The sequence below is a fragment of the Chloroflexaceae bacterium genome, from assembly GCA_025057155.1.
Lineage (GTDB): Bacteria > Chloroflexota > Chloroflexia > Chloroflexales > Chloroflexaceae > JACAEO01.
This window is the reverse complement of sequence record JANWYD010000010.1, coordinates 1-25065: the sequence shown is the minus strand read 5'-3', so window position 1 is coordinate 25065 and position 25065 is coordinate 1. Positions and strand designations below refer to the sequence as shown.

Below are 25065 nucleotides of genomic sequence, written 5' to 3'. Positions count from 1 at the left end.
CTGTCCCCGCAGATTTATCCATCACCGCCGGGTTGCCAGATCACCGGAAGATTATGTAACGTTATGAGCACCCATACCCTCCACTTCTTCGAGCGGGTTGATACCGCTCTCCACGACGCCACCCTGCGCACGGCGCTGGACCGGGCCACCGCGCGCTTTGTCGGCAACCGCGCCAGGGCCATGAGCGCCCTCAGCGACGCCGACAGGCTGCGCGACCAGGCTCGCGCGCTGCGCGCCCACGCCCTCAGCCGCCTTGATGAGCTGCTTGAGCGCCTTGCCGAGCGCGTCGAGGCTCGTGGCGGGCATGTCTGCTGGGCCAGCGACGGCGAGCAAGTTAAACGCTACATCACCGATCTGGCCCGTAGCCGCGGCGTGCGTTCGATTGTCAAGTCCAAGTCTATGGCCTCCGAGGAGATCCACCTCAACGAGGCCCTCGAACAGGCCGGGATCGAGGTGGTGGAGACCGACCTGGGGGAGTACATTATTCAGATTGCCGGTGAGACGCCCTCGCATATTATCGCCCCGGCCATCCACAAAACCCGCGAGCAGGTCGGCGCGCTGTTCGAGAAACATCTGGGCATGCCGCCGACGACCGAGGTGCCGCCGATGATCCGCACCGCGCGCCAGGCCCTGCGCCAGCGCTTCCTGCGCGCCGATATGGGCATCAGCGGGGTCAATTTTGGCGTCGCCGAGGAGGGGGCGATTGTCATCATCGAGAACGAGGGCAACGCCCGTTTGACCACTACCGTGCCGCGCATCCACGTGGCGATTATGGGCATCGAGCGCATTGTCGAGCGCCTCGAGGACCTGGGGGTGCTGCTGCAGGTGCTGGCCCGCTCGGCCACCGGCCAGAAACTCTCGGTGTACACCAGCATCATCAGCGGCCCGGCCCGCCCCGGCGAGGCGGATGGACCGGAGGAGTTCCATCTGGTGCTGCTCGACAATGGCCGCTCGCAGATCCTCGGCGGGCAGTATGCCGAGGCGCTGATGTGCATTCGCTGCGGGGCCTGCCTCAACGCATGTCCGGTCTACCAGAGCATTGGCGGCCACGCCTACGGCGGGGTCTATTCCGGGCCAATCGGCGCCATTCTGACGCCTCTGCTCCAGCCCGATCTGCCCGACAGTCACCTCCTGCCGCACGCTTCGTCGCTCTGCGGGGCCTGCCAGGAGGTCTGCCCGGTGCGCATCGCCATCCCCGACCTGCTGCTGCGCCTGCGGGCCGACGCGGTCAGGGCTGGCAAGTTCCACCCCATTGAGAAACCCGCCATCCAGGGGTATGCTACCATGATGAATAATCCCGCCCTCTACCGGGTCGGCGGCAAATTCGCCCACCTCGGCGCGCGCCTGCTGCGGCGCAAGGGTCGCATCCGGCGCCTGCCCCCGCCCCTGCACCTCTGGACCCGGGGGCGCGATTTCCCGGCCCTCCCCGCCCAGACCTTCAGCGAGTGGTGGGAGGAACGCGAACGCCAGCGACGTAGCGGGTGATTGTAAGGAGTCCCGTCAATGGTTGCGACCTCTCCCTTGCCGCCAGTCGTCGCTCCTGCCAGGCGCCGCTTTACGGTAGACGAGTACTACCGCATGGTCGAGGCCGGAGTGCTGTGTCCCGATGAACGGCTGGAACTGCTGGACGGGGAGATTATGCAGATGAGCCCGATCGGTTCCCGGCATGCGGCGACGGTGTCACGCCTCAATGCCCTCTTCGGTGGCGCTTCGACCGGGCAGTACATCATCAGCGTTCAGAACCCCGTGCGCCTCTCCCAGCACAGCGAGTTGCAGCCCGATGTCGCCCTGCTGCGCTACCGCGCCGATTACTATGCCGCGGCCCACCCGACTCCCGCCGACGTTTTGCTCCTGGTCGAGGTGGCCGATATTACCCTGGCTTTCGACCGCGACCGCAAGTTGCCGCGCTACGCCGAGTCCGGCATCGCCGAGGTCTGGATCGTTGACCTGGAACGGCAGCAGATCGAGCAGTGCCATACGCCTGCGGGCGCTCAGTACCGATCACGCCAGATCTGGACCCGCGGGGAAACCGTCGCCTGCCACGCTATTGCTGGCCTCTCGATTGCGGTGGACGCGATCTTCGGATGAGACGTAGGGGTAGGGGGAAACCAGGATTCCCCATACCCCTCCAACCGGCTATTCAAATGGATTGCCAATGAGCCGCGATCACATCCTCGCCAACCTGCGCACGAGTCTGGCCTCCAGCCGCCCGTGGCTGGAAGAGGCCGCCAGCGTTGCGCCCCACGCCCCGCCGCCCTTCGTCCATCCGCCGGCTGCCGATCTGGTGGCGCAATTCTGTGAGGAACTGGCGAAGCTCGAAGGCCGCGCCTACCCGGTCACCGATGTAGCGGAGGCTCTGGAGTTAATCCAGCGGCTGCTGGATGAACGGAATGCCCGCCAGGTGCTGGCCTGGGATCTGGAGCAGATTGACCTGCCTGGTCTCGCCGCCATGCTTGAGGGGCGCCGGGTGAACATCCTCAACGCCGATGTGCGCGGCCCCGAACGGAAGGAACGCCTGCAGATCCTGGAGCCGGCGCCGGTATGTCTCTCGGGGGTGGATTGCGCCATCGCTGAAAGCGGCAGCCTGGTGCTGCGTCACGGCCCCGGGCGCCCCCGTCTGGCTTCGCTCCTCGCTCCGACCCACATCGCCATCGTGCGCCGCTCCCAACTGGTGCGGGGGCTGGGCGAGGCCCTGGCGCTGCTGCGGGAGCGCTATGGCGCGGCGCTGTTCGACGCCACCAGCCATTTGACCTTCATCACCGGCCCGTCACGCACTGCGGACATTGAAATGACCCTTTCCCTGGGGATCCACGGCCCGCCCGAGGTCCACGTGGTGGTGGTAACGTAGGGCCGAAGCATTGGCTACGCCAATGCTTCGGCTCTACGTCAGCCCAACAACAGAGTTCATGATCCCATCCGCCCGTCCAACCATCTACGTTACCCGGCGTTTGCCGGCAGCAGCGATGCGCCTCCTGGAGGAGACATGCCAGGTCAACCTCTGGGACGAGGTGGAGCGGCCCATTCCGCGGGCCGAGTTGCTGCGCGGGGTGGCCGACGCCGAGGGTCTGCTGAGCCTGCTTACTGATCGAGTGGACGCTGAGGTGCTTGCCGCCGCCCCGCGGCTGCGGGTAGTGGCGAACATGGCTGTAGGCTACGACAACATTGACGTAGCGGCCTGCACCGCCCGGGGTGTGCTGGTGACCAACACCCCCGACGTGCTGACCGAGACGACCGCCGATCTGGCCTGGGCGCTGATGCTGGCCGCAGCGCGGCGTATCGTCGAGGGCCAGCGCCTGATCGAGGCGGGCGCCTGGGGACCCTGGCATCCCTTGCAGATGGTGGGAGTGGATGTCTACGGCGCGACGCTGGGGGTGGTCGGCGCCGGGCGCATCGGCGGGGCGGTGCTGCGCCGAGGCTGCGGCTTCGCCATGCGCCTGCTCTACCACAACCGCCGCCCAGCCCCGGCGCTGGAGGCCGCGACGGGGGCGGCGTACCGGCCCTTCGACGACCTGCTGCGCGAGAGCGACTTCATCGTGGTGTGCGCGCCGCTGACGCCGGAAACCCGCGGCATGTTCGGGGCGCGCGAGTTTGCCCTGATGCGCGAGACGGCGGTTTTCGTCAACGTGGCGCGCGGGCCGCTGGTGCGGGAGGAGGACCTGGCAGCGGCGCTCCGCGTCGGGCGCCCGCGCGCCGCGGGCCTCGATGTCTTTGAGCAGGAGCCGATTGGCCCTGATCATCCGTTGCTGCGCCTGCCCAACTGCGTGTGCGTGCCACATATTGGCAGCGCCACCCTGGCCACGCGCACGCGAATGGCCACCCTGGCCGCCGAGAATCTTGTGGCCGCCCTCAGCGGGCGGCCACCCCTGACGCCGGTCAACCTCACGGAACTCGCAGCCCCTGAGCGGGCCGCCCCTTCGTGGAAGCATGGGGCAGCGGATCGATAAGCCGGCCCAGCCAGGCCGCCACCAGCAGCGCGTGGAGGTAGCGCGGCTCGCCAACGGGGTGAGCGGGCCGGGGCGCGGCGCAATATCGCGTGTACACAGGGCGCTCGCCGGTGGGGGGAGGCGCTACGCTCGAAGGGGCAGGGCGGCTCGGCGCACGCTCATGCTGGATCGTCATCGCCATCCTCCTTCCTGCCGCGGGTCGTCGGTGCTGGAAGCATCGCCCGCATCGTGGTAGAGTATCTGGGTCTGACATAAGTAGCATAGCACGCTTTAGCGGCTTTAGCTATAGGCAAACTTCCACAATTATGTCGCATCGCTCCCCCGGCGCAACCTGCGCGCCGCAACGACACCGGGATCAGAGCCAGCGCGGCTTCACCGCTCCACACGAGAAGTTTTTCCGGGAAGGCTTCGCCCTTCCACGCCTCCCCGGAACATGCTACGCGGCTTCGCCGCACACCAGTGCTATGAAAAAGCACGTTCCCGGCAGGCCAGGGCCCTCCTGGACCCTCCCTGTCAGACTGATAGCGTTCCTGATCGGTCCGTTGCTTGCCATGGTCCTCGTGGCCGGCGCTCTTGCAGCGTCCGCGGCGAGCCGGCCGGCGCAGAGGCCGACTTCCGCTGCCGATCCCTTTCTCGCGGCCCAGGCAGCCGCGCTGCTCCCGGCCTATATTGGCGACCTGGCCCGCGCCGCCGAATGGGATCGCTACACTATCGTCGCTACAGCCGACCCCGCCACACTGACCGTGCGCGGCACGCTTAGCGTCACCGTTACCAACCGCTCGGTCCTGAGCTATGACCGGCTCTACTTCCGGCTCTATCCCAACCATCCCGACTTTGGCGGCCGTCTCGTCGTTACCGCGGCCAGGGTCAACGGCGGGCCTGCGGTCTCAGGCGTCGAGCAAGGCGACACCCTGCTCTGGCTGACTTTGCCGCGGGCGCTGCCGCCGGGTGGCGTGGCGCGCGCCGATCTGCGCTTCGTCGCCCAGACGCCGCGCGGGGCCAGCGCTCGCACCTTTGGGGCCTTCAACCAGGAGGCCGGCCTCTGGTCGCTCGCCAATTTCTATCCCGTGCTCGCCCGGCAGTTCATCGAGAGCGGCTGGGACCGACGCTCGATTGAGAGCCGCGGTGACTTTACAGTGACCAACGTAGGACTGTACGATGTAACCGTGGAGTTCCCGGCCGAATGGACCCTCGTCAGCACCGGTGTGCGGGCCGACACCCTGCCGGGCCGCGCGGCGATGCGCCGCGAACGGCTGGTGAGCGGCCCGCAGCGCGAGTTCTACCTTGGATTGACTCGCGGCCTGGAACAGGCAAGCGCAGTGGTGGATGGCACGCGCATCATCAGCCACTACCAGCCGGCAAACGCCGACGCAGGGCGGCAGGCGCTGCGTTTCGCCGAGCAAGCCCTGCGGACCTTCAACGCGCGCTATGGCCCCTATCCTCTGGCAGAACTCGACGTCGTACAGGGCGCCATGACCAGGTTCCTGGGCATGGAATACCCCGGCGCGGTCCTGATCGAGCAGACCCTCTACCGCGACAACGACCGGGTGCTGGAAACCACTATCGCGCACGAGATCGCTCACCAGTGGTGGTACAGCCTGGTAGGCACCGATGCTCAGGGCGAGCCGTGGATTGACGAGGGACTGGCCAGCTATGCCCAGGCGCTCTACTACGAAGCCACCGGCGACAGCGTGCGGGCAGCAGAGGAACTCGAATACTTCCGCAGCGTGTATCGCCGCCTGCGCGAAGCGAAGCGCGACGCGCCACTGGCAACGCCGCCCGGCGCCCTGAGCGGCAACTATGTGCCCGTGGCCTACGCCAAGGCCGCGCTCTTCTTCCACGCCCTGCGCGGGCAGATCGGTGAAGAGAGCTTCGGACGGTTCCTGCAGCGCTACCTGGCTGAAGGCAAATACCGCGAAACCGCCGGGCCGGACGTACTGCGCGCCGCCGAGGCCGCCTGCCAGTGCGAACTGGATAGTCTCTACCAGGACTGGGTGCTCAGCGCCGCCCCGGTAGCGATCCCGTAATCATTGCGGCGTCGCAGGGCAACCTGGCGCCCCAGGGTCAGGGTAAACGAGTTCCTGGGAGGGCTACGCCCTGCCAGACACTCCCAAGATAAAGAGGCAACTATGAGCCAATCTGACGATACCTCCCGGCTCACGCACCTCGACGAGCAGGGCCAGGCACAGATGGTAGACGTAGGGGCAAAGGCCGACACCCAGCGCGAGGCGGTGGCGCGGGGCAGCATCACCATGCAACCGGAAACCCTACGCCTGATTATGAGCGGCGCCGCGCCAAAGGGCGACGTGCTGGCCGCAGCGCGCATTGCAGGCATCATGGCGGCCAAGCGCACACCTGAACTGATTCCCCTGTGCCACACCCTGCTGCTGACCCACGTGAGCGTAGCGATCGAACCAGACGTCGAGGCGAACGCCTTGTGCATCGAGGCGCGCGTGCGCACCCGCGGGCCTACCGGCGTCGAGATGGAGGCCCTGACTGCCGTGAGCGTAGCGGCGTTAACGATCTACGATATGTGCAAGGCGGTAGATCGGGGGATGCGCATTGGCGATATTCGCCTGGCCGAAAAACGGGGCGGACGCAGCGGCGAGATCGTGCTGGAGTAGGTTTCCGAACCAGACGTCGGTCCGGGAGAGCTGCGCTCGCCCGGCGTCTCACCTCAGACAAGAGCGCGGAGAACCGAGAGTTCCCCGCGCTCCTCCAACCGGCCATCAGCGGCAGCAACAGACGCAAACCGGCGCACGACGACGAGAGCGTTTCTTACGTCAGAGGCCCGCCAGCGAGCGTCCCGACCGTGCCCAACGCCCGGCGCAGACGTCCAAGCTCCGCCGCGATGGCCTCAACCTGTTCCATCCGCTGGAGCGACTGCTCTTCCAGAGCATCGCGCTGGCGTCGCAGATCGCGCAGGCGCTGCCGCACTCGCGCGCCGGCTGCTCCGGTGGTGGCGGTAAGCGTGGCGATCTCCTGTTCGAGATCGGCAAGCGACCAGGCCAATTCGGCCAGTTCAGCGTTGAGCGTCTTGTACGTGCTAAGCAGTTCGCGGTACCGCCGGGCAACGTCCTCGCGCTCCGCAGGAGTCACGGTATCGTTGTGCGTTCCCATTGACCGTACCCTCCTTGCTTGTAGCCGCACAAGATCATACCACACCCATTGATGACGTTTGTCCCGATCAACAGGGTCGGGGCAACCCGCGGGGTTGCCCCGACCGTCTATCTCCCGGCTGGCGCGGGGATGGGGAACCTTCTCAGGTGCAGGGTTTTATGGGCGAGCAGGGGTTTTCGGCATTCCAATGCGCTTACGGTCCTCACCCCCCGCCCCCCTCTCCTGCAAGCGGGAGAGGGGGGAGTTGGGCGTCCCAATGCCCCGGATGGCGCATGCGACGCGAGGAAGCGCCGAAAAACCCTACACCTGAGAAGATGGGGAACCCCGGTTTTCCCCCCTTCACCCGGCGGCGACCGGCCATTCCTTCCACTTGACATCGAACAAAAGTTCTACTATACTGGCCGCCAGGAAAGGCGTCCACCCAGCGAGGTCGGCAATGATGATCACCTGGCGCACCGTCGCCCTGCCGCGACACCGTTCGTACTCGCCGCAGCGCTCCGCAGAAGAACCGATTGCGCTAACCGTCTATCGTTACGGTTTCCTGCCCGCTCGCTTCCAGAGCCGGGGCGTGCTCCATCTAATTGTGCAGGTCGAGGCGCTGTGGGAGGAGGCGGGGCGCGGGCGTCGCGCTGATCGGCGCTACTTTGCCGTCCGTTGTGCTGATGGACGCCGTTGCATCCTGTTTCAGAACCTGCGTGCCGGCACCTGGCACGTGCGCTGGTAGGAGGCATCCATGCCGCCCAGACGTCCGCCCTTCCTGGTCTGGTACGACGATAACCCGAAACTGAGCATCGCGCGCAAAATCGAGGAGGCAATAGCCGCCTATCGCCGTCGCTTCAACGGTGTACGTCCAACGTTGATCCTGGTTAATGAGGAGGAACTGACCGACGTGGCCGGGGTGCAGGTGCGCAGCGCACCTACGGTGCGCCGTAACACCTACTGGGTGGGCCAGGTCGAAGGGCTGGAAGAGACGCCCTGCGCGACAGGGACGTAGTACCATTTCGGATTGTAGATTTTGGATTGCAGATCGCGGTATACGGGGCCATGGAGCGCAACCCTCCGGGTTGCACTCCATGGCATGGCCTGGCCCCCCCCAGAGACCGACCGGATAAGCTGGTTAGCCGGTTACACGCTGCTAGCGAGGCGGCTATGCCTTGCCATCGAGCACGGCCAGCCCGTAGAGGGCGTGGGGATTCTGGGGATTGATCGCCAGCACGTTTTCGAGAGCCGTGCGCTGGTCCTCCGGGTCATCCACGGCGCCGCTGAGCCATAGCCAGGCTTCCTCGTTGCGCTCGTCGGCCTCCACGACCTGGAGGAGCAGTTCACGCGCTCGTTCCTTATTTCCCTGTTGGAGCGCCAGGGCGCCCTCATACAGCAAGGTGGCCAGTCTGGTATCCACTGTTCAGGTGCTCCTTTGGAATAGTTTCGCTGCGCGAGCGCTTCATTGACCATTCGGGGAGGGTGGAACGGCGCGGCTCTCCGCGATCCTTCCGTTCCGTGTGCGGCAGCAAGCGTATTTCCGGCGTTGCCCGGGCGTTTGTTCGCCGCGGGAGAAAGGGGTAAGCGCGGGGATTATCCCTCCCCGCGCCCCTGCATCTTGTCAGGCAGGCGCGAACCCTCCCGTTGAACTTGGATAATTTGCGCCAGGATGCTCACAGCAATCTCTTCGGGTGTTTTCGCCCCGATAGGCAGACCAATCGGCCCATGAACGCGCGCCAGGTCAGCCTCGCTAAAGCCTTCGGCCCGGAGGCGCTCCAGACGCCGCGCATGGGCGGCCCGGCCGCCCAGCGCGCCTATGTAGCGTGCCGGCGAGCGCAAAGCGACCCGCAGCGCCGGATCATCAAGCCTGGGGTCATGGGTGAGTACGGCCACGCAACTGCGCGCATCAAGGCGCCCTTCAAGCGCCTCGTCGGGCCAGGCCAGCACCACTTCGTCCACATGGGCGAAACGCTCCTGGCTGGCGAAGGCCGCGCGGGGGTCCACCACCACGGTACGCAGGCCGAGCACGTTCGCCATCCGCGCCAGGGCCGTGGCGATGTGCACCCCTCCCACCATGTACAGGCTCGGCGGCGGTACGAAGCTCTCAATGAACACCGCCGCCTTCCCGCCTGCCAGTTCGACCGCGCCGCTGGCGCCCCGCGTCAGGAACTCCTGAGCCACATGGACCGCCGCCTGGTCCAGGCCCGCATCACCCAGACTTCCCTCAACACTCCCACCGGCTTCGATCAGCAGTCTGGCGCCAGGACCCGACGGCCCGCGGATGACAGTTACCGTCGCCATCGGGCGCTCCGCGCGGACCGGCTCGCGCAGCGGCTCTACCAGCACCTCGATCGTGCCGCCGCAGGCCAGGCCAACCTCCCAGGCCATTTCGTCGGCGACGCCGAAACGCAGCAGTCGCGCCTCGCCGGTCGCCAGGGCCTCCTGGCAGGCCACGAACACCGCGCCCTCGATGCAACCGCCGCTCACCGAGCCGGCCATGGCCCCGCTCGAAGACACGAACAGCTTCGCGCCGACCTGCCGCGGTGAAGAGCCTGTGGTTCGCACGACAGTCGCCACCGCCACCCGCTCACCGCGGGCCAGCCAGGTGTCGATGGTTTCCAGATACTCGCGCATCTGCCGGTCCTGGTGCAATGGTCCATCGCCGATTCGGGGCGGCGCCTCCAGATACTATCGAAGTATTGGCGAACCCCCAACCTCATTTTGGATTGCGGACTGCCATAATTAGTCTGTGAACAAGGTTTTTCGGTAACCCCGCCCCCTCCCCAGCTCTCCCCCGCCGGGGGAGGGAGTCCGGCCCCTCCCCCCAACGGGGGGAGGCTGGGAGAGGGGCGGAAAGGCAATGAAACTTCGTTCACAGACTAATAATTAAGAATTAAATCCGGTATAGCCCGCGAAGGCGGGCTTCGCATCACAATCCAAAATCGGCAATCCAAAATCGCGTCAGCCCGTCTGCCGGGCCGGAGCGGGAACGCCGCTCCGCCGCCGCACATCATAGTACTGCCAGAACCACACGGCAGCAACAATGGCGATGCCGACCAGATCGGTCAGCAGGCTGGGCCAGAAGCAGAGGAAGGCGCCAAAGGCGGCGATCAGCCATTCCCACCAGGTGGTGCGGCGCACCAGGAAGAACATCGAGACGGCCGAAAACGCCAGTGTGCCCATAGTGCCTGAGAAGAACGCCAGAGCCACATCGTGGAACACCAGCTCCTTCAGAGGTTGTCCACCCTCGCCAAGCAAGAGAATGGCCGGAGTAAAGGCGAACAGGAAGGGCATAACGTAGAGCAACTTGGCAAACTTGAAGGAGGTCCACCCGGTCTTCCAGGGGTCAGCTTTGGCGATGGCCGCTCCGGCATAGGCAGCCACGCAGACCGGAGGGGTGATATTGCTGTCCTGGCTGAACCAGTAGACGATCATATGAGCGGCGAGCAGAGCCACGCCCATATCGGTGAGGGCCGGCACCGTCAGCACCGCAGTGATCAGGTAGGCCGCCGTCACCGGCACGCCCATGCCCAGGATCAGCGAGGCCAGGCCGATCAGGATGATCGCGACAACCAGATTGCCGCCGCTGAGTCCGACAATGATGTTCGTGAAGCGCTGGCCGATGCCGGTGGCGTAGATTGTTCCGACAATGATCCCGATCACGCCGACGGTCGCACCGATCACCAGCGTATCGCGCACGCCGTCCTGCATGGCCTGAAGCACATCGCGCACCAGGCGCACCGCGCTGCGCCCCAGGGCGTGCATCACGTTGCCGCCGAGGGCCGCCGGGTTGCGCAGGTCGGCACGGTTCTCCGCGGAAAGCGCTATCAGCACGACACAACAGATAATTGACCAGAACGCCGCATAGCCGGGTGAGTAGCCGATCAGCATCAGCACGATGATCACCAGCAGCGGAGTGGCCATGTACCACTCTTTACGCAGGATGTCAATCGCCCGCATGTCGATTTCAACGCCTTTGAGGCCATGTTTTTTGGCCTCAAAGTGCACCATCGTCAATACTGAGAGAAAGTAGAGGATCGCCGGAAAGATTGAAATCGCCACAATCGTCGGATAAGGCGTGGCGGTCAATTCAGCCATCAGGAACGCACCGGCGCCCATCACCGGAGGCATGAACGAACCGCCGATCGATGCCGCAGGTTCGATGGCCCCGGCCACGTGGGGCCGGAAACCGGCCTTCTTCATCAGGGGGATGGTGAAGGTGCCGGTGCTGACCGTGTTGGCGATGGGACTGCCGGAAATCGAGCCGAAAAGGGCCGAGGAGATCACCGCCACCTTGGCCGGGCCGCCAGTGCTGCGCCCTGCCAGGGCCAGCGGCAGGTCAATGAAGAACTTGCTCGCCCCCGACTTGCGCAGAAAGGCCCCAAAGAAGATGAACAGAATGACGTAGGAGACCAGCACGTTGGCCATGACGCCGAATACGCCCTCCTGGTCGAAGAAGAGCGTCGTGGCGGTGCGCTGCGGCGTCCGCCCGCGGTGGGCGAAGGCCCCCAGCACAGGCAGATCGTAGAGCACGTAGCCAAAGCGCAGGTAGAGGATAAAGACGATGCCGATGATCGTCATTGACCAGCCGAGCACGCGCCGGGCAATCTCAAGCGAGATGATCAGCCCGATGACGGCAATGACGAAATCAGTCTCGTTGTACGCTCCAGCGCGAAACTGAAGCTGGCGGAAGTTGAGAATGTAGTAGCCCACCGTCGTAACGGTCAGGGCGATCAGGATGAGATCGATGACGCTGGGGCCATGGCGCGGGGCCAGTAGCGCGCGCAGCCACTCGGGCAGCCGGTCGAGCCATCTCTCCACGTGAGGGCGGGCGCGGCTCCGTCGGGGAATGGCGGGGTAGAGCAGCAGGATGAGAATGTAGGTCAGCATCACGTAGATGCCCCGCTGCCACTGCACCGGCGCCGGAAGCGTGCCGGCCGTGTAGATGTAGAAACCGGCCATCCCGACGGAGATGACGGCCACTACCGTGGCCCAAAAGCGATTCAGCGTGCGCGTGGAGGGTTCGTCGTACTCCTTGAGCTTCTGTAGTGTCGCTTCGTCAACGCTGTCTGCGCTACTGGCGGCGCCGGTATCCACTGGTTTCGGGTCATCGGCGGGTGGTTGCTGGTTGCCGGAGTGCTGCTCTGCCATGGCGACAGGATCTCCTCGTTGAGAATAGAGACACGGAACAGGGTGCAGACAGGGAAGTGACTTTTCCTGTTGTGGCGTCGCTTCATCTAGCTGCCCTCCCTCTCCACCACAGGTGGAGAGGGAGGGGGCCGGTGGGAGGATGAGGATCGTCTCCTCAGCCTAGCGCAGTTCATCAGGGATCTTTACTCCCTGCTCCTCCCAGAAGCGCACGGCGCCGGGGTGGAGGCGGTTGGCGATACCCTCGACGCCTTTCTCCAGTTGCACCTCCTGGGCCGACGGGTGGGCCTGGCGCAGGCGCTCAAGCCCCGCGTCGGAGAAGACGGCCTTCAGGGCGTTGTACACCACCTCTTCAGGCACGTCGGCATTGGCCACCCACAGGGCGGTATCCTGGAAGCTGGGAACGTCCTCATCCACGCCGGTATAGGCTCCACCGGCGAGCGTGCGGGCCGAGTAGAAGGGATAGGCCTCGAAGAAGCCTTTCTCAACTCCGGGGTTGTACACATCAATCAGGCGAATGTCGGTATAGGTCGTCGCCTCGGTCACGGAGGCGTTGGGGAACCCGGCGAGGATCCAGAAGCCGTCGAGCTGGCCATCGCCCATCGCGGCGGCAGCCTGCGAGTAGCCCAGGTACTCGACCTTCACTTTGTCGAGCAGACCCATGTGGCTGAGATAGCGCTCGGCAGAAAGCGCCGCGCCCGAACCGGCGTTCCCGAGGGCGATGCGTTTGCCGGGAAGATCGTTGACCGTCTCGATGCCGCTGTTCTTTGTGACCACTAGATGGATCACGCCGCCGTAAAGCGGGGCCACCGGCAGTACGTTGGTGTATTTCGTCGTATCATTCGGCAACTGGCCCTGGGCGCCCAGCGCCACGTCCCCCGAGTAGACGATGCCGAACTGAAAGTCGCCCGAATTGACGCTGCGCAGATTCTCGGCCGAGCCGCCGGTGCCTTCGGCGGTCAGTTCAAGGTTCGGGTCCGCCCCGGCGATGATCAGCGAGAGCACATCGGCGTAGACCTGGAACACCCCGCCGACGGGGCCGCCGCCGAAGGAGTAGCGGAGCTTCTGTCCACTCGCCGGGGGCGGCGCAGTCGGAGCGGGCGCGGTCGTAGGCTGGGCGGCGGGCGCGGTCGTGGGCTGGGCGGCGGGCGCGGTCGTGGGCGGGGTGGCAGGCGCGGCGCCGCCGCATCCGGCGACCAGCACGACAAGCGTGGCCAGCAGCAGGACTCTGAACGATGAAACCACCTTGTTTCCTCCTTGAGCTTCCTGGAGCGGACACCGAGATAACGGCGCATCGCCACACACGTTGTGGGATGCGAGCAGATGATCTACGCCGGGGAAACCGGAGGCGCATCCGTCGGGTTTTGGAGCGGAAGGATCCGGGAGGGTCGCGCCGTGTGCCCACCACGCCGATGATGTTGCCCACCGGGGCGCCTGCCCGCCCGCGAGGGTCGGGGCGCGCTGCACCTCGCATCCACTGCATCGATGAGGTTGCCCATAGGGCACGCGCTGGAACGGGAGGGTCCGGGAGGGCGAAGCCCTCCCAGAAACCCTCATCTCAGACCATTCGTGTAACTCCCCAGATGCGCCACGGGGTGATGACCGGAATTATACTTACAATATATGCTACGAGTCAATGCGTAAAGGTAAACAGATGACCATTCTCGCAAATTTCCGCGCGGAGCGCATCCGCGTGCCCGAAGTTACCCTCAACGTGGCCCTGGGAGGCGGCGGACCGCCCCTGCTCCTGCTCCACGGCTATCCGCAGACCCACGCCATGTGGCACAAGATCGCTCCCTCTCTGGCTGCCGATTTTACGGTGATCGCGCCTGATCTGCGCGGCTATGGGGATAGCGACAAGCCTCCCGGCGACCCTGAGCACGTGACCTACAGCAAACGCGCCATGGCCCGCGACGTGGCGGAATTGATGACCGCGCTGGGTTTCGAGCGCTTCGCCGTGGCCGGCCATGACCGCGGCGCCCGCGTGACCCACCGCCTGTGTCTCGATTACCCCGAACGGGTCACCCGCGCCGCCGTGCTCGATATTGTCCCCACCTCCACGATGTTTGCCACCGCCGATAAGGAGTTCGGGGACGCCTACTACCACTGGTTCTTCCTCAGCCAGCCTTACGATCTGCCGGAGCGGCTGATCGGCGCCGACCCGGAGTACTACCTGCGCGCCAAGATCGCCCGCTGGTCGCGCAATCCGGGCGCGTTCACCGAAGCGGCGCTGGCCGAATACCTGCGCTGCTTCCGCGACCCGGCCACCATCCACGCCACCTGCGAGGACTACCGCGCCGCGGCGAGCATTGACCTGGTTCACGACGCTGCCGACCTGCAACGCAGGCTCGCCTGCCCCTTGCTGGTGCTGTGGGGAGTGAACGGTTTTGTTGGGAAGAAGTACGATGTCCTGGGCATCTGGCGCGAGCGCGCGACCGATGTGCGGGGTCGCGGGTTGCCCTGCGGCCACTACCTGGCCGAAGAGGCGCCCGAGGAGACCTGCGCGGAACTGCGGGGGTTTTTTCTGGAAGCCTGAACTCGCGCCACGCGCGATGGGAGGGGGAAGACCTCCCAGAAAACTCCCCTGTCACCCGAAAGGGCGTGGCGGCGCGACCTGGCCCTCATCGAGGATGGCGAGAACGCGCTCGACCAGGGCGCGATCCAGGTTGTCCAGGTCCTCGCTGAGCCGGTCCAGGCTTCGTTCGCCGGCCCAGATCCGCTCGGCGGCCCGGCGCAGGCGCCAGCCCTTACGCTCGATGTCGCGCAGCGCCAGTTCCACCTCGGCTCGTTCGCCAACGTCGCCGCGGGCCACTGCGGCGATGCCCTGAAGCAGCGGCTCGAACTGCCGCAGCGCCTCCTCGCGACTGTCAGCGTCATCGCCGTCAAGCGGGGCAATCACGCCGGCGGCGGTGAGCCGCTCAAGCACCAGGTTGCGCTCGGCGAACGGCAGGGCGTCGAGGGCGACCTGCAGGCCCGCGCCGTCGCCCCGCTCCAGCGCCCCGCGCACTGCGGGCGGCAGGCTGGTCAGCAACTCTTCGGTGACCCCGGGATTGACGTCCTCGGCGGCGAAGCGGTGGCGCTCGGCGAAGTCCTGCAGACCGAGCTGCTCGAACAGGGCGGCGGCCTGCTCCAGGTAGGGGCGCGCCAGGTCCGGGCGCCCTTTGCGGCGCAGGGCCCACCCGTAGTTGCCGATCTGCGCCGCGGCGGCGTACTGTTCACCCGCGGCCCAGTAGAGGCGCACCGCCTGGTTCAACAGGTCGGTGGCCCGGGCCAGGTCCCCCTGCTCCAACAACGCGCGCCCCTGGACAATCAGGGCGTCGGCCTGCTCTCTGGGTGGTGTTTGCATTGCTGTTCCTTGTGATGATCGCGCAACCCGGAGGGTTGCGTGACAGTCTGTTTCCCGGGGGGCCGGGAAGTCTCTCAGGTGTAGGGTTTTTCGGGCGAGCAGGGGTTTTCGGCATTCCAATGCGCTTCCGATCCTCACCCCCCTGCCCCCCTCTCCACCTACGGTGGAGAGGGGGAAGTTGGGCGTCCCAATGCCTCGGATGGCGCATGTGACGCGAGGAGGCGCCGGAAAAACCTACACCTGAGAAGGCCGGGATGTGGGAAAACCCCGTTTCCTCGCCCTTCCTCAGAACGGCAGCGGAGCTGTCGGCGATCCCTCCACCGACCAGGAGATAGAGAAACCCCCGCGACGAAACTGCGTCAATCTGACGCACGCCCCTGCCGGACGTCAATGTCTGCTGTGGCCGCCGCTGCCTCATACGCGTGCGAGACCACAGTCGAGGCACACCCTGCCGGACGTCAATGTCTGCTGTGGCCGCCGCTGCTGCGATGACGAACAGATAACGCCAGTTGTATCACGCTCAGGCGACAGCGCGCAAGCGGGGATGGCGGCGTGCTGGAACAGCGATTGCGGCGCTTTGCGTCTTCGCGTTAACCGTTTCGAGAAAAGCTGCCGCAACGGACAGTTTCACAGCTCATGCGTCCGTTCCCGTGATGTGGTCTGCTCAAGCCTCTCAGCAGCCTCGGCGAAATAGACGCGCTGCGGTCCCATCAACGCGCGAAAGTGATCATAGCGCCGCTCGCTCTCCTGACCAAACGGCACATAGACGAATAGTTCATACGGTTGCGGGAGCTGCACAACGCTCTGGAGCGCCAGATACTCGATTGACCCTGCAGGGCTGTCGTGCGGCACGATAACCACCGTGCGCTCGATGAGCGGCACGGACGCCACGCCGATGGCGCGATGTTGGGCTTCTTTCCAGAGCGGCTCAAATTCGGCGTACTGCGCCTGGATATCCGCCAGCAGCGCGAGGAACGCTGGATCGTGCGCGATGAGGCGGGTGCGCCGGTAAAACACCTGCAGCGCCTGGAGCACATACGCTTCCCACAGCGTGTCCAGCCGGGCGCGCTGGCGCGGCGCGAACAGCGCGCCGACCATATGGATGCGCCCTGGCCCGGCCTGACTCGGCTGCCAGATCGCCTCGAACCCCGCGTTCCACGCCAGCAGATACCCGAGCGCATCCACGATAAAGGCCGGGAACGTCATCCGGAGCAGGAGCGGCTGGGCGAAGGCGCGGACATCGCCCAGGCGCGCCGGAGAATGGGCCGGTTCCGGCAGATACCCGGCGAGGAGCCAGAGATCATACGCCTCCCAGGGGCTCAACTGGTAGGCGGTGATAGCGGCGATCACGTCGTGACGTCCGACGGCGTCAATGCCGCGTTCTTTGCGCGACAGCGCCCCTGGCGAACTCGAGAGCAGCCCGGCCGCCTGACGCAGCGTGAGACCGCGCCGGCATCGGAGCTGGCGCAACAGGGCGCCAGCCGCATGGTGAGCGCCCGGCATCCGTCCCCTCCTCGCGCTGTTTCAATTTCTGAAACGACAGGTGAAAACCTTGTCATTTCCTCTACAAGTCTCGATGGTATGATCACAGCGCCGATTGCCGCTGCAACGAGTCGGAGGACGCTGCAGAGATGACTGCTTCCAGCACGAGCGAAGCTGGTCGGCATCTGCATACGCCTGTGCAGCCGCCTGAAGGGTTGCATGAGAAAGGTTGACGCACAGACGCAAAGGTAAAAAGTATGGATTGCGCGACGTTGAACCTTTGCGTCTGCCTTTGAAAGAAATCCAGTAATGGCACATATGTGTGTTGAGCATATAGTATAGCACGGTGTTCGGGTGCAGGGGGGAGGCGGGCAGTCTGTGGGCGCCTGGAAGCCCACGGATTCGGGCAGATCGAGACGGATCGTCGCGGATTGGTCGCCTTCCATCACCGGCAGATCCGTGGGGATCCGTCGCATCCGTGGCAATCCGTGCTCGCATCACGATGTTCACACGCGCCACCCGCAAATGAGCGACGATCTTCCCGAGGAGGTTCGCCATGCGCCGTTCCGCTGTATGCGCTGCCATACTACTGCTCGTGCTCGTGCTCACCGCATTCGCCACGCCATCTCCGCTGCCCGCCGGTGCGCCGACGGCAGCAGCGGCGCCAGCGGCAACGGAGAGCGATGAACCGCCAGCGACGGCGCTGCAGCACATCGTGACGACGCAGACGATCAGTTTCGTGCAGATCGAGGCGGGCGCAAATCACACCTGTGGATTGACGAACGCGGGTCTCGTCTATTGCTGGGGCGCCAACCGGGCTGATCAGCTCGGCGACGGCACGGCAACCAATCGCCTGACGCCGGTGGCAGTGAGCGGGGTGAACGGCGCGGTCGCCATTGCAGCAGGCGACGCGCACACCTGCGCGCTGCTAAGCGATGGCACGGCCCGCTGCTGGGGCGCCAACTACTACGGCCAGCTCGGCGATGGTACGACAACCAATCGCCTGACGCCGGTGGCAGTGAGCGGGCTGAGCAGCGCAGTCGCCATCACGGCAGGTAACAATCACACTTGCGCGCTGCTAAACGACGGCACGGCGCGCTGCTGGGGCGACAACGACTATGGCCAGCTCGGCGATGGCACGACGACCGACCGCTGGACGCCGATGGCAGTGAGCGGGTTAAGCGGCGCGGTCGCTATCACAGCGGGCGGCTCTCACACCTGTGCGCCGCTGGGCGACGGTACGGCGCGCTGCTGGGGGCGTAACGACTCCGGCCAGCTTGGCGACGGCACGGCAACCAATCGCCTGACGCCAGCGGCGGTCAGCGGGTTGAGCGGCACGGTCGCCCTCGCGGCGGGCGGCGCGCACACCTGCGCGCTGCTACGCAACGGCGCGGCGCGCTGCTGGGGTAGCAACTTATCTGGGCAGCTCGGCGACGGCGTGACGATCTACTATCGCCCGACGCCAGCGGCGGTAAGCGGGCTGAGCGGCGCGGTCGCCATCACGGCAGGATCGATTCATACCTGCGCGGTGTTGGGCGACGGCACAACGCTCTGCTGGGGCGCCAACGAGTATGGCCAGCTCGGTGACGGCACGACGAGCGGCCGGTTGACGCCGGTGGCGGTCAGCGGGTTGAGCGGCGCGGTCGCCATCGCGGCGGGCGGGGAACACACCTGCGCGCTGCTAAACGACGGCGCGGCGCGCTGCTGGGGCTACAACTCCTTTGGTCAACTCGGCAACGGCGCGTCGGACAGACGCCTGACGCCAGTGGCGGTGAGCGGGTTGAACGGGGCCGTCGCTATCGTGGCGGGCGAGAGGCACACCTGCGCGCTGCTGCGCGACGATACGGCGCGCTGCTGGGGGCGCAACGACTCCGGCCAGCTCGGCGACATTACGACGACTGATCGCCCAATGCCAGTGGCGGTCAACGGGTTGAACAGTGCAGTTGCCATCGCAGCTGGCTGGGATCACACCTGCGCGCTGTTGCGGGATGGGACAGCGCGCTGCTGGGGTGCCAACGACTATGGCCAGCTCGGCGATGGCACAACGATCTACTATCGCCTGACGCCAGTGGCGGTGAGCGAGTTGAGCGGCGCGGTCGCTATCGCGGCGGGCGGCGCTCACACCTGTGCGGTGTTGACCGACGGTACGGCGCGCTGCTGGGGCTACAACTGGGAAGGACAGCTTGGCGACGGCACGACAACCAATCGCCTGACGCCGGTGGCGGTGAGCGGGTTGAGCGGCGCGGTCGCCATTACGGCAGGACGGAGGCACACCTGCGCGCTGCTGGGCGACGGCACCGCGCGCTGCTGGGGCGCCAACGACTATGGCCAGCTCGGCAACGGCACGACGGGCAGCCGCCCGACACCAGTGGCGGTGAGCGGGTTGAGTGGCGCGGTCACCATTACGGCGGGTGAATACCACACCTGCGCGCTGTTGCGCGACGGCACGGCGCGCTGCTGGGGCTCCAACTGGGAAGGACAGCTTGGCGATGGCGGCGACAGGTGGGTCTTGCCACAGACGCCAGTGGCGGTCAGCGGGTTGAGCGGGGCCATCGCTATCGCGGCGGGCAACCGGCACACCTGTGCGGTATTGACCGATGGCACGGCGCGCTGCTGGGGCGCCAACTGGTACGGCCAGCTCGGCGACGGCACGACGACCGATTATCGGACGCCAGTAACGGTCAGTGGGTTGAGCGACGCGGCCGCAATTACGGCAGGTGAGTATCACACCTGCGCGCTGCTGCGGGATGGGACAGCACGCTGCTGGGGCGTCAACTGGGAAGGACAGCTTGGCGACGGCTCTGCCGGTTACAGCTCCGTGCCGGTGACAGTGGTGGGATCGGGCGGGGGCGTCGTCACACCCTGCGCCCGCTTTGTCGCCGATGTGAACTACCCCGACGGCACGGCGGTCAATCCGGGGCAGGTCTTCGCGAAGCGCTGGCGGCTGCAAAACTGCGGCACGACTAGTTGGAGTGGCTACCAGGCTGAGCGCATTAGCGGCGACTACGGCCCGGCAACCTTCCCCATCTCTGGCGCGGCCGGCGCGACCGTCGAGGTGGGGGCGACGTTCACCGCGCCGGCCACGCCGGGAACCTACCGCGCGACCTATCGGCTGCGGGGTCCGAATGGGCTGTTCGGCGATCCGTTCTGGGTCGAGGTGGTGGTGCGGGGCGAGGGAGTGTCTTGGCGTCCGCTGATCTTTATTCCGGGGATTATGGGAAGTAGACTTTACCACACAACCTCCCAAAGGGAACTATGGGTTGCGGAGATGCCTAGAGACCCCTCTTCGACGCGCAACCTGATCGAGAATATCCACGCACCCGACATAATTGCAACATACATGACTGGCAGTCCAATGAACCCGTACCAGAGCCTGCATACTTACCTGACCGAAACCGCAGGCTACAAGGAATACCCGCCCGACTTTACCCGTACACCGCTCGAGCGGTGTCAACAAGCAAGGTCAGAGCGCCAGACCGATATCACCCTATTCGTCTTTGCCTACGATTGGCGCCAGAATAATGATGTTAATATAGCTAACCTGAGTCAGTTCATAACATGTATCAAAGAACTGACTGGCGCCGAAAAGGTGGATATTCTGGCGCACAGCATGGGAGGATTGATTGCTCGACGCTATATCGCTCAATTCCCCAATCCACTAGTCGCTACGCTTGTCTCGATTGGATCACCTTGGCTTGGAGCGCCTAAGACGATATATACGCTTGAAACTGGTCATATCTTTGATGATATCCCCCTTTGGAAACAGCGGTTGGCATTGAGAGGCATCGCACAGGCATCGCCTGCAGTCGCTCAGCTATTACCCAGCGAACATTAATTTTACCCTTGGCGGACGTCCGTTTATTGAGAATGGCTGGAACATCAATGGTAATGGTACTGCCTACGACACGTTTGTTTCGTATGAAGATTTCGTCAACTTTGTCAATAGAAGATACCCCAATAATCCAAGAACAATCAATCGAGCCTTCCATACCCTCGATCAGGATGATTGGCGCCTGAGCGGGAAAGGGATCCGCTACTTCCATATTATCGGACTCGAAGAAATCGATAATACAATCGGCCAAGTACGCGCGACTGAAAGATGCCTTAACTCTGGTCTCGGCGAATGCAAGATAATCCAGCAGTTTGAGACTCTTCCAACTCGAGGTGACAATACTGTTCCTCCCCTCAGTGCGACGCGTATAGCGCGTTCTAATCTCAATGATCCCATCCCACGGCCACGCTCTGGATCGTCCGTGAACAAGCTGGTGATGGTGATGCTGAGCATATGGGGATGACGGCTAACCCCGCGGTACAGAGGTGCATTCTTGTTGCTTTGCAAGGTAGCGGATCTTGTTCGCTCCAACCCCCACAACAGTCTGTGGTTATCACCAGCAGCGTTCAAGACCTTCCGGAAAGTCTCCCCGCGAACTATCTTGAGATTATTGGCACGGATCGCGCGACTATCAGCGATGTCAATGGAAACACTACTGATACGCTGAGCGGCACATTGAGCCTTCCCGTGCCAGAGGTGACTCTCTACCGTCAAGTAGAGATATCATTCCTGTTCATTCTTCCGTCTGATCAAATCTATACTGCTACAATCAATATCGATACGAACCCGTTGATTATCAATTATCGTCGCGGGAATGCCAATACAACGACTGCAGCTACTAGGTATCTCGACATTAACTTCGCATCCGGCACACAACTCCAGCTCCGCATCACTCCGCAGGGCATCGAACCGCTGCGCGCCGACACCGATAGCGATGGGACGTTCGAGACCGGGGTTCCGCCCACAGTCGAGGTCACCGGCGCCGCCACCAATGACCTCGATGCGCCCATGGTGGCGATCAGCGCCGCGGGTCCGCTCGCTGCCAAAATGGTGACGATCACCGCAGCCGATAGCGGCGCTGGGGTGAAGCAACTGCTCTACTCGCTCGACGGGATGGCCTTCCAGCTCTACACGGCGCCGTTCGTCGTTGATGCGACGCAGATGCCGGTGGTCTACGCCTTCGCCGATGACAACGTCGCCAACCGGTCGTCGTTGGTGACGTGGCGGCTAGCGTGGCCGATCTATCTGCCGCTGACGGCGCGGTAGCGTGGCATTGAAGCGAGCATGATGAGGGGGTCACGGATTCGCACAGATGTGACGGATTGCTACGGATCGGCGGGTGGTGGATAGCCCTCGATCCGTGCGAAACCGTCGCGATCTGTGGAAATCCGTGTTCTCAGGCGCTACATCGGCCCAGAGCGGCCAAATCTCTCCACGGAGGTGCAGGATGGCTGATGATGATGTCCTGATCGATGCATCCGGCAGGCTGTACTACAGAGATTGGCAGGGCAGATATGTGCCCTACTTTGGCTTTATGGGTCACAAGAGAGACCTCGACTTCTGGGGCGAGCCAAACATCAAACACGGCTTCTTTGGTCCTGAACAAGCCCGCGATCTGTGGGGCTCGCCCATTCATAGCGTCGATGGCCAGCTGCTCTACCGGCGCCGGCGAGACTCGCCGACGGCTTTCAGTATTGGCGCATGCGGAGCATCGGGAAGTGATGACGCGACTGATAGCAACCACGTACCCGTACCCCCGCGGTATCGAGCATCGGGAAGTGATGACGCGATCGCAAACGTCGTTGTTTTCATGTTTTTCCTAGCTATCTGTTTGACTGGTAATGTTACTGTTGGTGGGTATGTTCTTTTTATTGGATCAGTCCTCCTTCTGTGCTATAAGATATGGACGGGACGCGAGTAGCGCAAGCCGCGGCTGTGTCTCGCCCTCAAGCGCGTCACCGGGATGGCGCTCGTTGCCGGCACTCTGGCGCTCGCAGGCTCTGATGGGGCAGTGCAGCTCTCCGGCGCGCTGCTGGTTCCCGGTTTCTGGGGCTGGTTCCGGCTCACGAGTCGCCTGCCGCTTCTCTTTCTCCCGCTCAATGCGTTGCTCTTCGGCAGCGCGCTCTGGCTGGTTGCGCGCCTGACCCGCGACGCCTAGCAATCGGTCTGGAGCGAGCTTACCCGCGACCTGCCGCTCATCGGCGATCTGGCCCTCGTGCTTGGCACGGCGCCGGTGGTGATGCTGATCATGAGCGTGGGCATGCGCCGCTATCCGCGGGTGTTCCGCGTGATCGACCTGATGGGGTTCGGGCTGATCCTCGCCTTTGTGATGACGCGAGTCTGGACCGGCTGGATACCGCTATGGGCGCAATGGACTGAGCCGCTGCCGCTGTTGCCCGCGCCGGGAGTTCTGATTGCCGCCGCGCCGCTGCTGGTCTGGCTCTGGTTCGAGGGGCAGAAGCGCTGGCCCACGCCGTTTTTCGCCGCCAATCTGCTGTTGCTGGGCGGGGCGCTCAGCCTGACTGCCTACCAGTATCAGCCGTTCTGGCGCGATGCTTGGCACCACTGGACGGCGGGAACAGCCGTGGCAACGATGCCGTTCGTGGTGATTGCCGTCGCGCCCGCGTCGCTCTGGACTTGGAGCCGGGTGAGTCTGCGCTGGCCCCGCATCTTTGCGCTGCCCAACCAACTGCTCAACGGCGCGATCCTCTAGCTGATCGCCGATCGCACCCGCGCGCTGTAGACGGATTCGTGGCTGCGGTTCTGGAGCGATGTGCCGGTCGTCGTCGATCCTGCCATGATACTGCTGGCGCTTCCGGCGACGGTCTGGGGCGTGCGGCGGGCGGGTAAACGCTGATCGCCGCTGACGCCGCTGGTGCGCCTGCTGCTGCTGAGCGTCCTCTGCTGGTGGCTGGCGGAGCGCACACGGTTCCTCTGGCAAGATGCCTAGAGCGACTTTGCGGGCAGCGGCGCACTCGATCCCGCGCTGCTGGCGCTTGTTTTCTTCCCGCTCCTCGTCGGCTGGGGGCACCTGCGCCAGCGCTGGACGCGCTACTTCCGCAGTGGACTGGCCTGCTGACCGTCGGGCAGGAGCGAACCGATCCGGCGCTGGAGGCGTTTGAGCGCGTGCGGACGCTGCTGGCGCAATGCGACGAGGACGCGCAGAGCACCCCCGGCTGGGTGCTGCGGCGTCTGCGCGGGGAGATCGTCGCCTACCGCAAGACGGACGAGCCGTACTGGCGCGTGCCCACCGGCACGCCGCCCTTCGAGAGCCGGGTCGGCCGGAGCGCTGTGCAGATCTACGGACGCGCCTGGCTGCGCCTTGGGCTGATCCGGTCGCTGGATGGGCGGCCCTCCAAAATGATGGGCGCGCCGCACCGCGCGACGGCTGCTGCCATCTGCATCGCGCGTTCAGTCTTGGCTGGAGCGGAGGAGGACGAGGAATGTTGAGACCTTCGCTAGGGTCTCAGCGGGGTCTCAACCGGGTCTCAACGGCGCGTGGCGCGTCCCGACGCCGCAGAGACCGTGCGTTGAGCGCTGAGACCTTCGGATGGCCTGCGACTCATGCGCGCGTGCGCGCGTGCGCGCGCGTGAGTCCTACCAGGATCGAGGTCAAAGGTCTCAACACAATCCAGCTATCGCTTGAGAACGCCATGAACGGCGTTGAGACCTTGCTGAGGACCCGTTGAGTGTTGAGACCTTTCGAGAAAGGAGCCGGTATGACCGCCGAGAAACTGCAGGAGCAACCGCCCATCGAGCCGCTGCTGGTGCGGGTCGAAGAAGCCGCCCGCATCCTGAGCCTGAGCCGTTCGACGATCTACGAGATGCTTGACTCCGGCGAACTGCCGTCGGTCCGGCGCGGCGCCGCCCGGCGCATTCCGGTCGCCGCGCTGCGCGCGTGGGTCGAGCGGCAGACCAAAATCGACCTTTGATGTGCTGCACAAGCTAGGCGCTGCGGTTTCTGGATGCACGCTTGATTATACGCACACTTGTACTACACTTTAACAGGTGAAATCACGCTGGAGGAGATTGCTATGAGCGGCAAACGCAGAGGGAATGGGGAAGGGGCGATCTATCAGCGAGAGAGCGACGGCAAGTGGTGCGCCTCTGTTGACCTTGGCTTTATCAACGGTAAGCGCATGCGCAAGGTCATCTATGGCGAAACGCGGAAGGAGGTCGCCGCGAAACTCAAGGCGCTCCACCGCGACTAGGTT

Annotated in this window: 25 protein-coding genes; 17 read left to right on the top strand and 8 right to left on the bottom strand. The window is 64.7% G+C overall.

The window, feature by feature from the left end; translation table 11 throughout:
- The first annotated feature begins 63 nt into the window (after positions 1 to 63).
- From NZU74_10660 to moaC, 6 genes are all read left to right on the top strand, one after another.
- Positions 64 to 1485 (top strand): LutB/LldF family L-lactate oxidation iron-sulfur protein, encoded by a 1422-nt coding sequence (locus NZU74_10660; GenBank protein MCS6881786.1) that lies wholly within the window; start codon positions 64 to 66, stop codon positions 1483 to 1485.
- Positions 1486 to 1503: 18 nt separating this feature from the next.
- Positions 1504 to 2088, top strand: a complete 585-nt coding sequence (locus NZU74_10655; protein MCS6881785.1) for a Uma2 family endonuclease — start codon at positions 1504 to 1506, stop codon at positions 2086 to 2088.
- A 67-nt stretch (positions 2089 to 2155) separates the two neighbouring features.
- Positions 2156 to 2848 (top strand): lactate utilization protein, encoded by a 693-nt coding sequence (locus NZU74_10650; protein MCS6881784.1) that lies wholly within the window; start codon positions 2156 to 2158, stop codon positions 2846 to 2848.
- A 58-nt stretch (positions 2849 to 2906) separates the two neighbouring features.
- On the top strand, positions 2907 to 3944 hold the full coding sequence (locus NZU74_10645; GenBank protein ID MCS6881783.1) for a D-glycerate dehydrogenase: 1038 nt from the start codon (positions 2907 to 2909) through the stop codon (positions 3942 to 3944).
- 551 nt (positions 3945 to 4495) lie between these two features.
- A complete protein-coding gene (locus NZU74_10640; protein ID MCS6881782.1) occupies positions 4496 to 5971 on the top strand; it encodes a M1 family metallopeptidase in 1476 nt (491 codons plus the stop codon).
- Between the two features lie 102 nt (positions 5972 to 6073).
- Positions 6074 to 6568, top strand: coding sequence for a cyclic pyranopterin monophosphate synthase MoaC (gene moaC, locus NZU74_10635; protein MCS6881781.1), 495 nt, complete (start codon positions 6074 to 6076; stop codon positions 6566 to 6568).
- A 154-nt stretch (positions 6569 to 6722) separates the two neighbouring features.
- Here the strand turns inward: moaC and NZU74_10630 are convergent, their stop codons facing one another.
- The gene (locus NZU74_10630) at positions 6723 to 7064 is read right to left on the bottom strand and encodes a hypothetical protein (protein MCS6881780.1); all 342 of its coding nucleotides are present in this window, start codon (positions 7062 to 7064) and stop codon (positions 6723 to 6725) included.
- Positions 7065 to 7500: 436 nt separating this feature from the next.
- On the opposite strand from NZU74_10630, the gene NZU74_10625 reads away from it, so the two are divergent.
- Entirely contained in the window at positions 7501 to 7788 is a 288-nt protein-coding gene (locus NZU74_10625; protein ID MCS6881779.1) for a hypothetical protein, read from the top strand.
- 9 nt (positions 7789 to 7797) lie between these two features.
- Positions 7798 to 8058: a hypothetical protein gene (locus NZU74_10620; GenBank protein MCS6881778.1), complete on the top strand. Its 261-nt coding sequence runs from the start codon at positions 7798 to 7800 to the stop codon at positions 8056 to 8058.
- A 153-nt stretch (positions 8059 to 8211) separates the two neighbouring features.
- Here NZU74_10620 and NZU74_10615 read toward each other — a convergent pair whose 3' ends face one another.
- From NZU74_10615 to NZU74_10600, 4 genes are all read right to left on the bottom strand, one after another.
- Positions 8212 to 8463, bottom strand: coding sequence for a hypothetical protein (locus NZU74_10615; protein MCS6881777.1), 252 nt, complete (start codon positions 8461 to 8463; stop codon positions 8212 to 8214).
- Between the two features lie 173 nt (positions 8464 to 8636).
- The gene (locus NZU74_10610; GenBank protein ID MCS6881776.1) at positions 8637 to 9677 is read right to left on the bottom strand and encodes an XdhC family protein; all 1041 of its coding nucleotides are present in this window, start codon (positions 9675 to 9677) and stop codon (positions 8637 to 8639) included.
- Positions 9678 to 10004: 327 nt separating this feature from the next.
- A complete protein-coding gene (locus tag NZU74_10605; protein ID MCS6881775.1) occupies positions 10005 to 12194 on the bottom strand; it encodes a TRAP transporter permease in 2190 nt (729 codons plus the stop codon).
- A 159-nt stretch (positions 12195 to 12353) separates the two neighbouring features.
- Complete coding sequence (locus tag NZU74_10600; protein ID MCS6881774.1) at positions 12354 to 13436, bottom strand: TAXI family TRAP transporter solute-binding subunit; 1083 nt, start codon at positions 13434 to 13436, stop codon at positions 12354 to 12356.
- A gap of 409 nt (positions 13437 to 13845) precedes the next feature.
- Here NZU74_10600 and NZU74_10595 point away from each other — a divergent pair, with 409 nt between their 5' ends.
- Positions 13846 to 14727, top strand: coding sequence for an alpha/beta hydrolase (locus NZU74_10595; GenBank protein MCS6881773.1), 882 nt, complete (start codon positions 13846 to 13848; stop codon positions 14725 to 14727).
- A 51-nt stretch (positions 14728 to 14778) separates the two neighbouring features.
- Here the strand turns inward: NZU74_10595 and NZU74_10590 are convergent, their stop codons facing one another.
- The gene (locus tag NZU74_10590; GenBank protein MCS6881772.1) at positions 14779 to 15537 is read right to left on the bottom strand and encodes a tetratricopeptide repeat protein; all 759 of its coding nucleotides are present in this window, start codon (positions 15535 to 15537) and stop codon (positions 14779 to 14781) included.
- Positions 15538 to 16164: 627 nt separating this feature from the next.
- Positions 16165 to 17040 (bottom strand): helix-turn-helix transcriptional regulator, encoded by an 876-nt coding sequence (locus NZU74_10585; protein ID MCS6881771.1) that lies wholly within the window; start codon positions 17038 to 17040, stop codon positions 16165 to 16167.
- A gap of 535 nt (positions 17041 to 17575) precedes the next feature.
- Here NZU74_10585 and NZU74_10580 point away from each other — a divergent pair.
- From NZU74_10580 to NZU74_10560, 5 genes are all read left to right on the top strand, one after another.
- Complete coding sequence (locus tag NZU74_10580) at positions 17576 to 20854, top strand: alpha/beta fold hydrolase (GenBank protein MCS6881770.1); 3279 nt, start codon at positions 17576 to 17578, stop codon at positions 20852 to 20854.
- A gap of 786 nt (positions 20855 to 21640) precedes the next feature.
- Positions 21641 to 22117 carry a hypothetical protein gene (locus NZU74_10575; GenBank protein MCS6881769.1) on the top strand — a complete coding sequence of 159 codons (477 nt, stop codon included), beginning with the start codon at positions 21641 to 21643 and terminating at the stop codon, positions 22115 to 22117.
- A 181-nt stretch (positions 22118 to 22298) separates the two neighbouring features.
- A complete protein-coding gene (locus tag NZU74_10570) occupies positions 22299 to 22772 on the top strand; it encodes a hypothetical protein (GenBank protein ID MCS6881768.1) in 474 nt (157 codons plus the stop codon).
- Positions 22773 to 22814: 42 nt separating this feature from the next.
- On the top strand, positions 22815 to 23009 hold the full coding sequence (locus tag NZU74_10565) for a hypothetical protein (protein ID MCS6881767.1): 195 nt from the start codon (positions 22815 to 22817) through the stop codon (positions 23007 to 23009).
- A gap of 57 nt (positions 23010 to 23066) precedes the next feature.
- On the top strand, positions 23067 to 23564 hold the full coding sequence (locus tag NZU74_10560; GenBank protein ID MCS6881766.1) for a hypothetical protein: 498 nt from the start codon (positions 23067 to 23069) through the stop codon (positions 23562 to 23564).
- On the opposite strand, the gene NZU74_10555 is transcribed toward NZU74_10560, so the two are convergent.
- Positions 23561 to 23776 (bottom strand): hypothetical protein, encoded by a 216-nt coding sequence (locus tag NZU74_10555; GenBank protein ID MCS6881765.1) that lies wholly within the window; start codon positions 23774 to 23776, stop codon positions 23561 to 23563. The two genes, NZU74_10560 and NZU74_10555, sit on opposite strands and share 4 nt — an antisense overlap.
- 201 nt (positions 23777 to 23977) lie before the next feature.
- Between NZU74_10555 and NZU74_10550 the strand changes: the two genes are divergently transcribed.
- The 3 genes from NZU74_10550 (at position 23978) to NZU74_10540 (ending at position 25062) form a co-directional block, all read left to right on the top strand.
- On the top strand, positions 23978 to 24301 hold the full coding sequence (locus NZU74_10550) for a hypothetical protein (GenBank protein ID MCS6881764.1): 324 nt from the start codon (positions 23978 to 23980) through the stop codon (positions 24299 to 24301).
- 269 nt (positions 24302 to 24570) lie between these two features.
- Positions 24571 to 24783 carry a helix-turn-helix domain-containing protein gene (locus tag NZU74_10545; protein MCS6881763.1) on the top strand — a complete coding sequence of 71 codons (213 nt, stop codon included), beginning with the start codon at positions 24571 to 24573 and terminating at the stop codon, positions 24781 to 24783.
- Between the two features lie 102 nt (positions 24784 to 24885).
- Positions 24886 to 25062 (top strand): hypothetical protein, encoded by a 177-nt coding sequence (locus tag NZU74_10540; protein MCS6881762.1) that lies wholly within the window; start codon positions 24886 to 24888, stop codon positions 25060 to 25062.
- Positions 25063 to 25065 lie beyond the last annotated feature (3 nt).

What these genes read in the sequence shown, in the direction of transcription:
- NZU74_10545 (MCS6881763.1), top strand. Translation starts at nt 24,571, where the DNA reads ATGACCGCCGAGAAACTGCAGGAGCAACCGCCCATCGAGCCGCTGCTG.
- NZU74_10630 (MCS6881780.1), bottom strand. Translation starts at nt 7,064, where the DNA reads ATGGGAACGCACAACGATACCGTGACTCCTGCGGAGCGCGAGGACGTT.
- NZU74_10590 (MCS6881772.1), bottom strand. Translation starts at nt 15,537, where the DNA reads ATGCAAACACCACCCAGAGAGCAGGCCGACGCCCTGATTGTCCAGGGG.
- NZU74_10655 (MCS6881785.1), top strand. Translation starts at nt 1,504, where the DNA reads ATGGTTGCGACCTCTCCCTTGCCGCCAGTCGTCGCTCCTGCCAGGCGC.
- NZU74_10595 (MCS6881773.1), top strand. Translation starts at nt 13,846, where the DNA reads ATGACCATTCTCGCAAATTTCCGCGCGGAGCGCATCCGCGTGCCCGAA.
- NZU74_10650 (MCS6881784.1), top strand. Translation starts at nt 2,156, where the DNA reads ATGAGCCGCGATCACATCCTCGCCAACCTGCGCACGAGTCTGGCCTCC.
- NZU74_10610 (MCS6881776.1), bottom strand. Translation starts at nt 9,677, where the DNA reads ATGCGCGAGTATCTGGAAACCATCGACACCTGGCTGGCCCGCGGTGAG.
- NZU74_10565 (MCS6881767.1), top strand. Translation starts at nt 22,815, where the DNA reads ATGGCGCTCGTTGCCGGCACTCTGGCGCTCGCAGGCTCTGATGGGGCA.
- moaC (MCS6881781.1), top strand. Translation starts at nt 6,074, where the DNA reads ATGAGCCAATCTGACGATACCTCCCGGCTCACGCACCTCGACGAGCAG.
- NZU74_10640 (MCS6881782.1), top strand. Translation starts at nt 4,496, where the DNA reads ATGGTCCTCGTGGCCGGCGCTCTTGCAGCGTCCGCGGCGAGCCGGCCG.
- NZU74_10585 (MCS6881771.1), bottom strand. Translation starts at nt 17,040, where the DNA reads ATGCCGGGCGCTCACCATGCGGCTGGCGCCCTGTTGCGCCAGCTCCGA.
- NZU74_10540 (MCS6881762.1), top strand. Translation starts at nt 24,886, where the DNA reads ATGAGCGGCAAACGCAGAGGGAATGGGGAAGGGGCGATCTATCAGCGA.
- NZU74_10660 (MCS6881786.1), top strand. Translation starts at nt 64, where the DNA reads ATGAGCACCCATACCCTCCACTTCTTCGAGCGGGTTGATACCGCTCTC.
- NZU74_10570 (MCS6881768.1), top strand. Translation starts at nt 22,299, where the DNA reads ATGGCTGATGATGATGTCCTGATCGATGCATCCGGCAGGCTGTACTAC.
- NZU74_10625 (MCS6881779.1), top strand. Translation starts at nt 7,501, where the DNA reads ATGATGATCACCTGGCGCACCGTCGCCCTGCCGCGACACCGTTCGTAC.
- NZU74_10620 (MCS6881778.1), top strand. Translation starts at nt 7,798, where the DNA reads ATGCCGCCCAGACGTCCGCCCTTCCTGGTCTGGTACGACGATAACCCG.
- NZU74_10605 (MCS6881775.1), bottom strand. Translation starts at nt 12,194, where the DNA reads ATGGCAGAGCAGCACTCCGGCAACCAGCAACCACCCGCCGATGACCCG.
- NZU74_10645 (MCS6881783.1), top strand. Translation starts at nt 2,907, where the DNA reads ATGATCCCATCCGCCCGTCCAACCATCTACGTTACCCGGCGTTTGCCG.
- NZU74_10580 (MCS6881770.1), top strand. Translation starts at nt 17,576, where the DNA reads ATGCGCCGTTCCGCTGTATGCGCTGCCATACTACTGCTCGTGCTCGTG.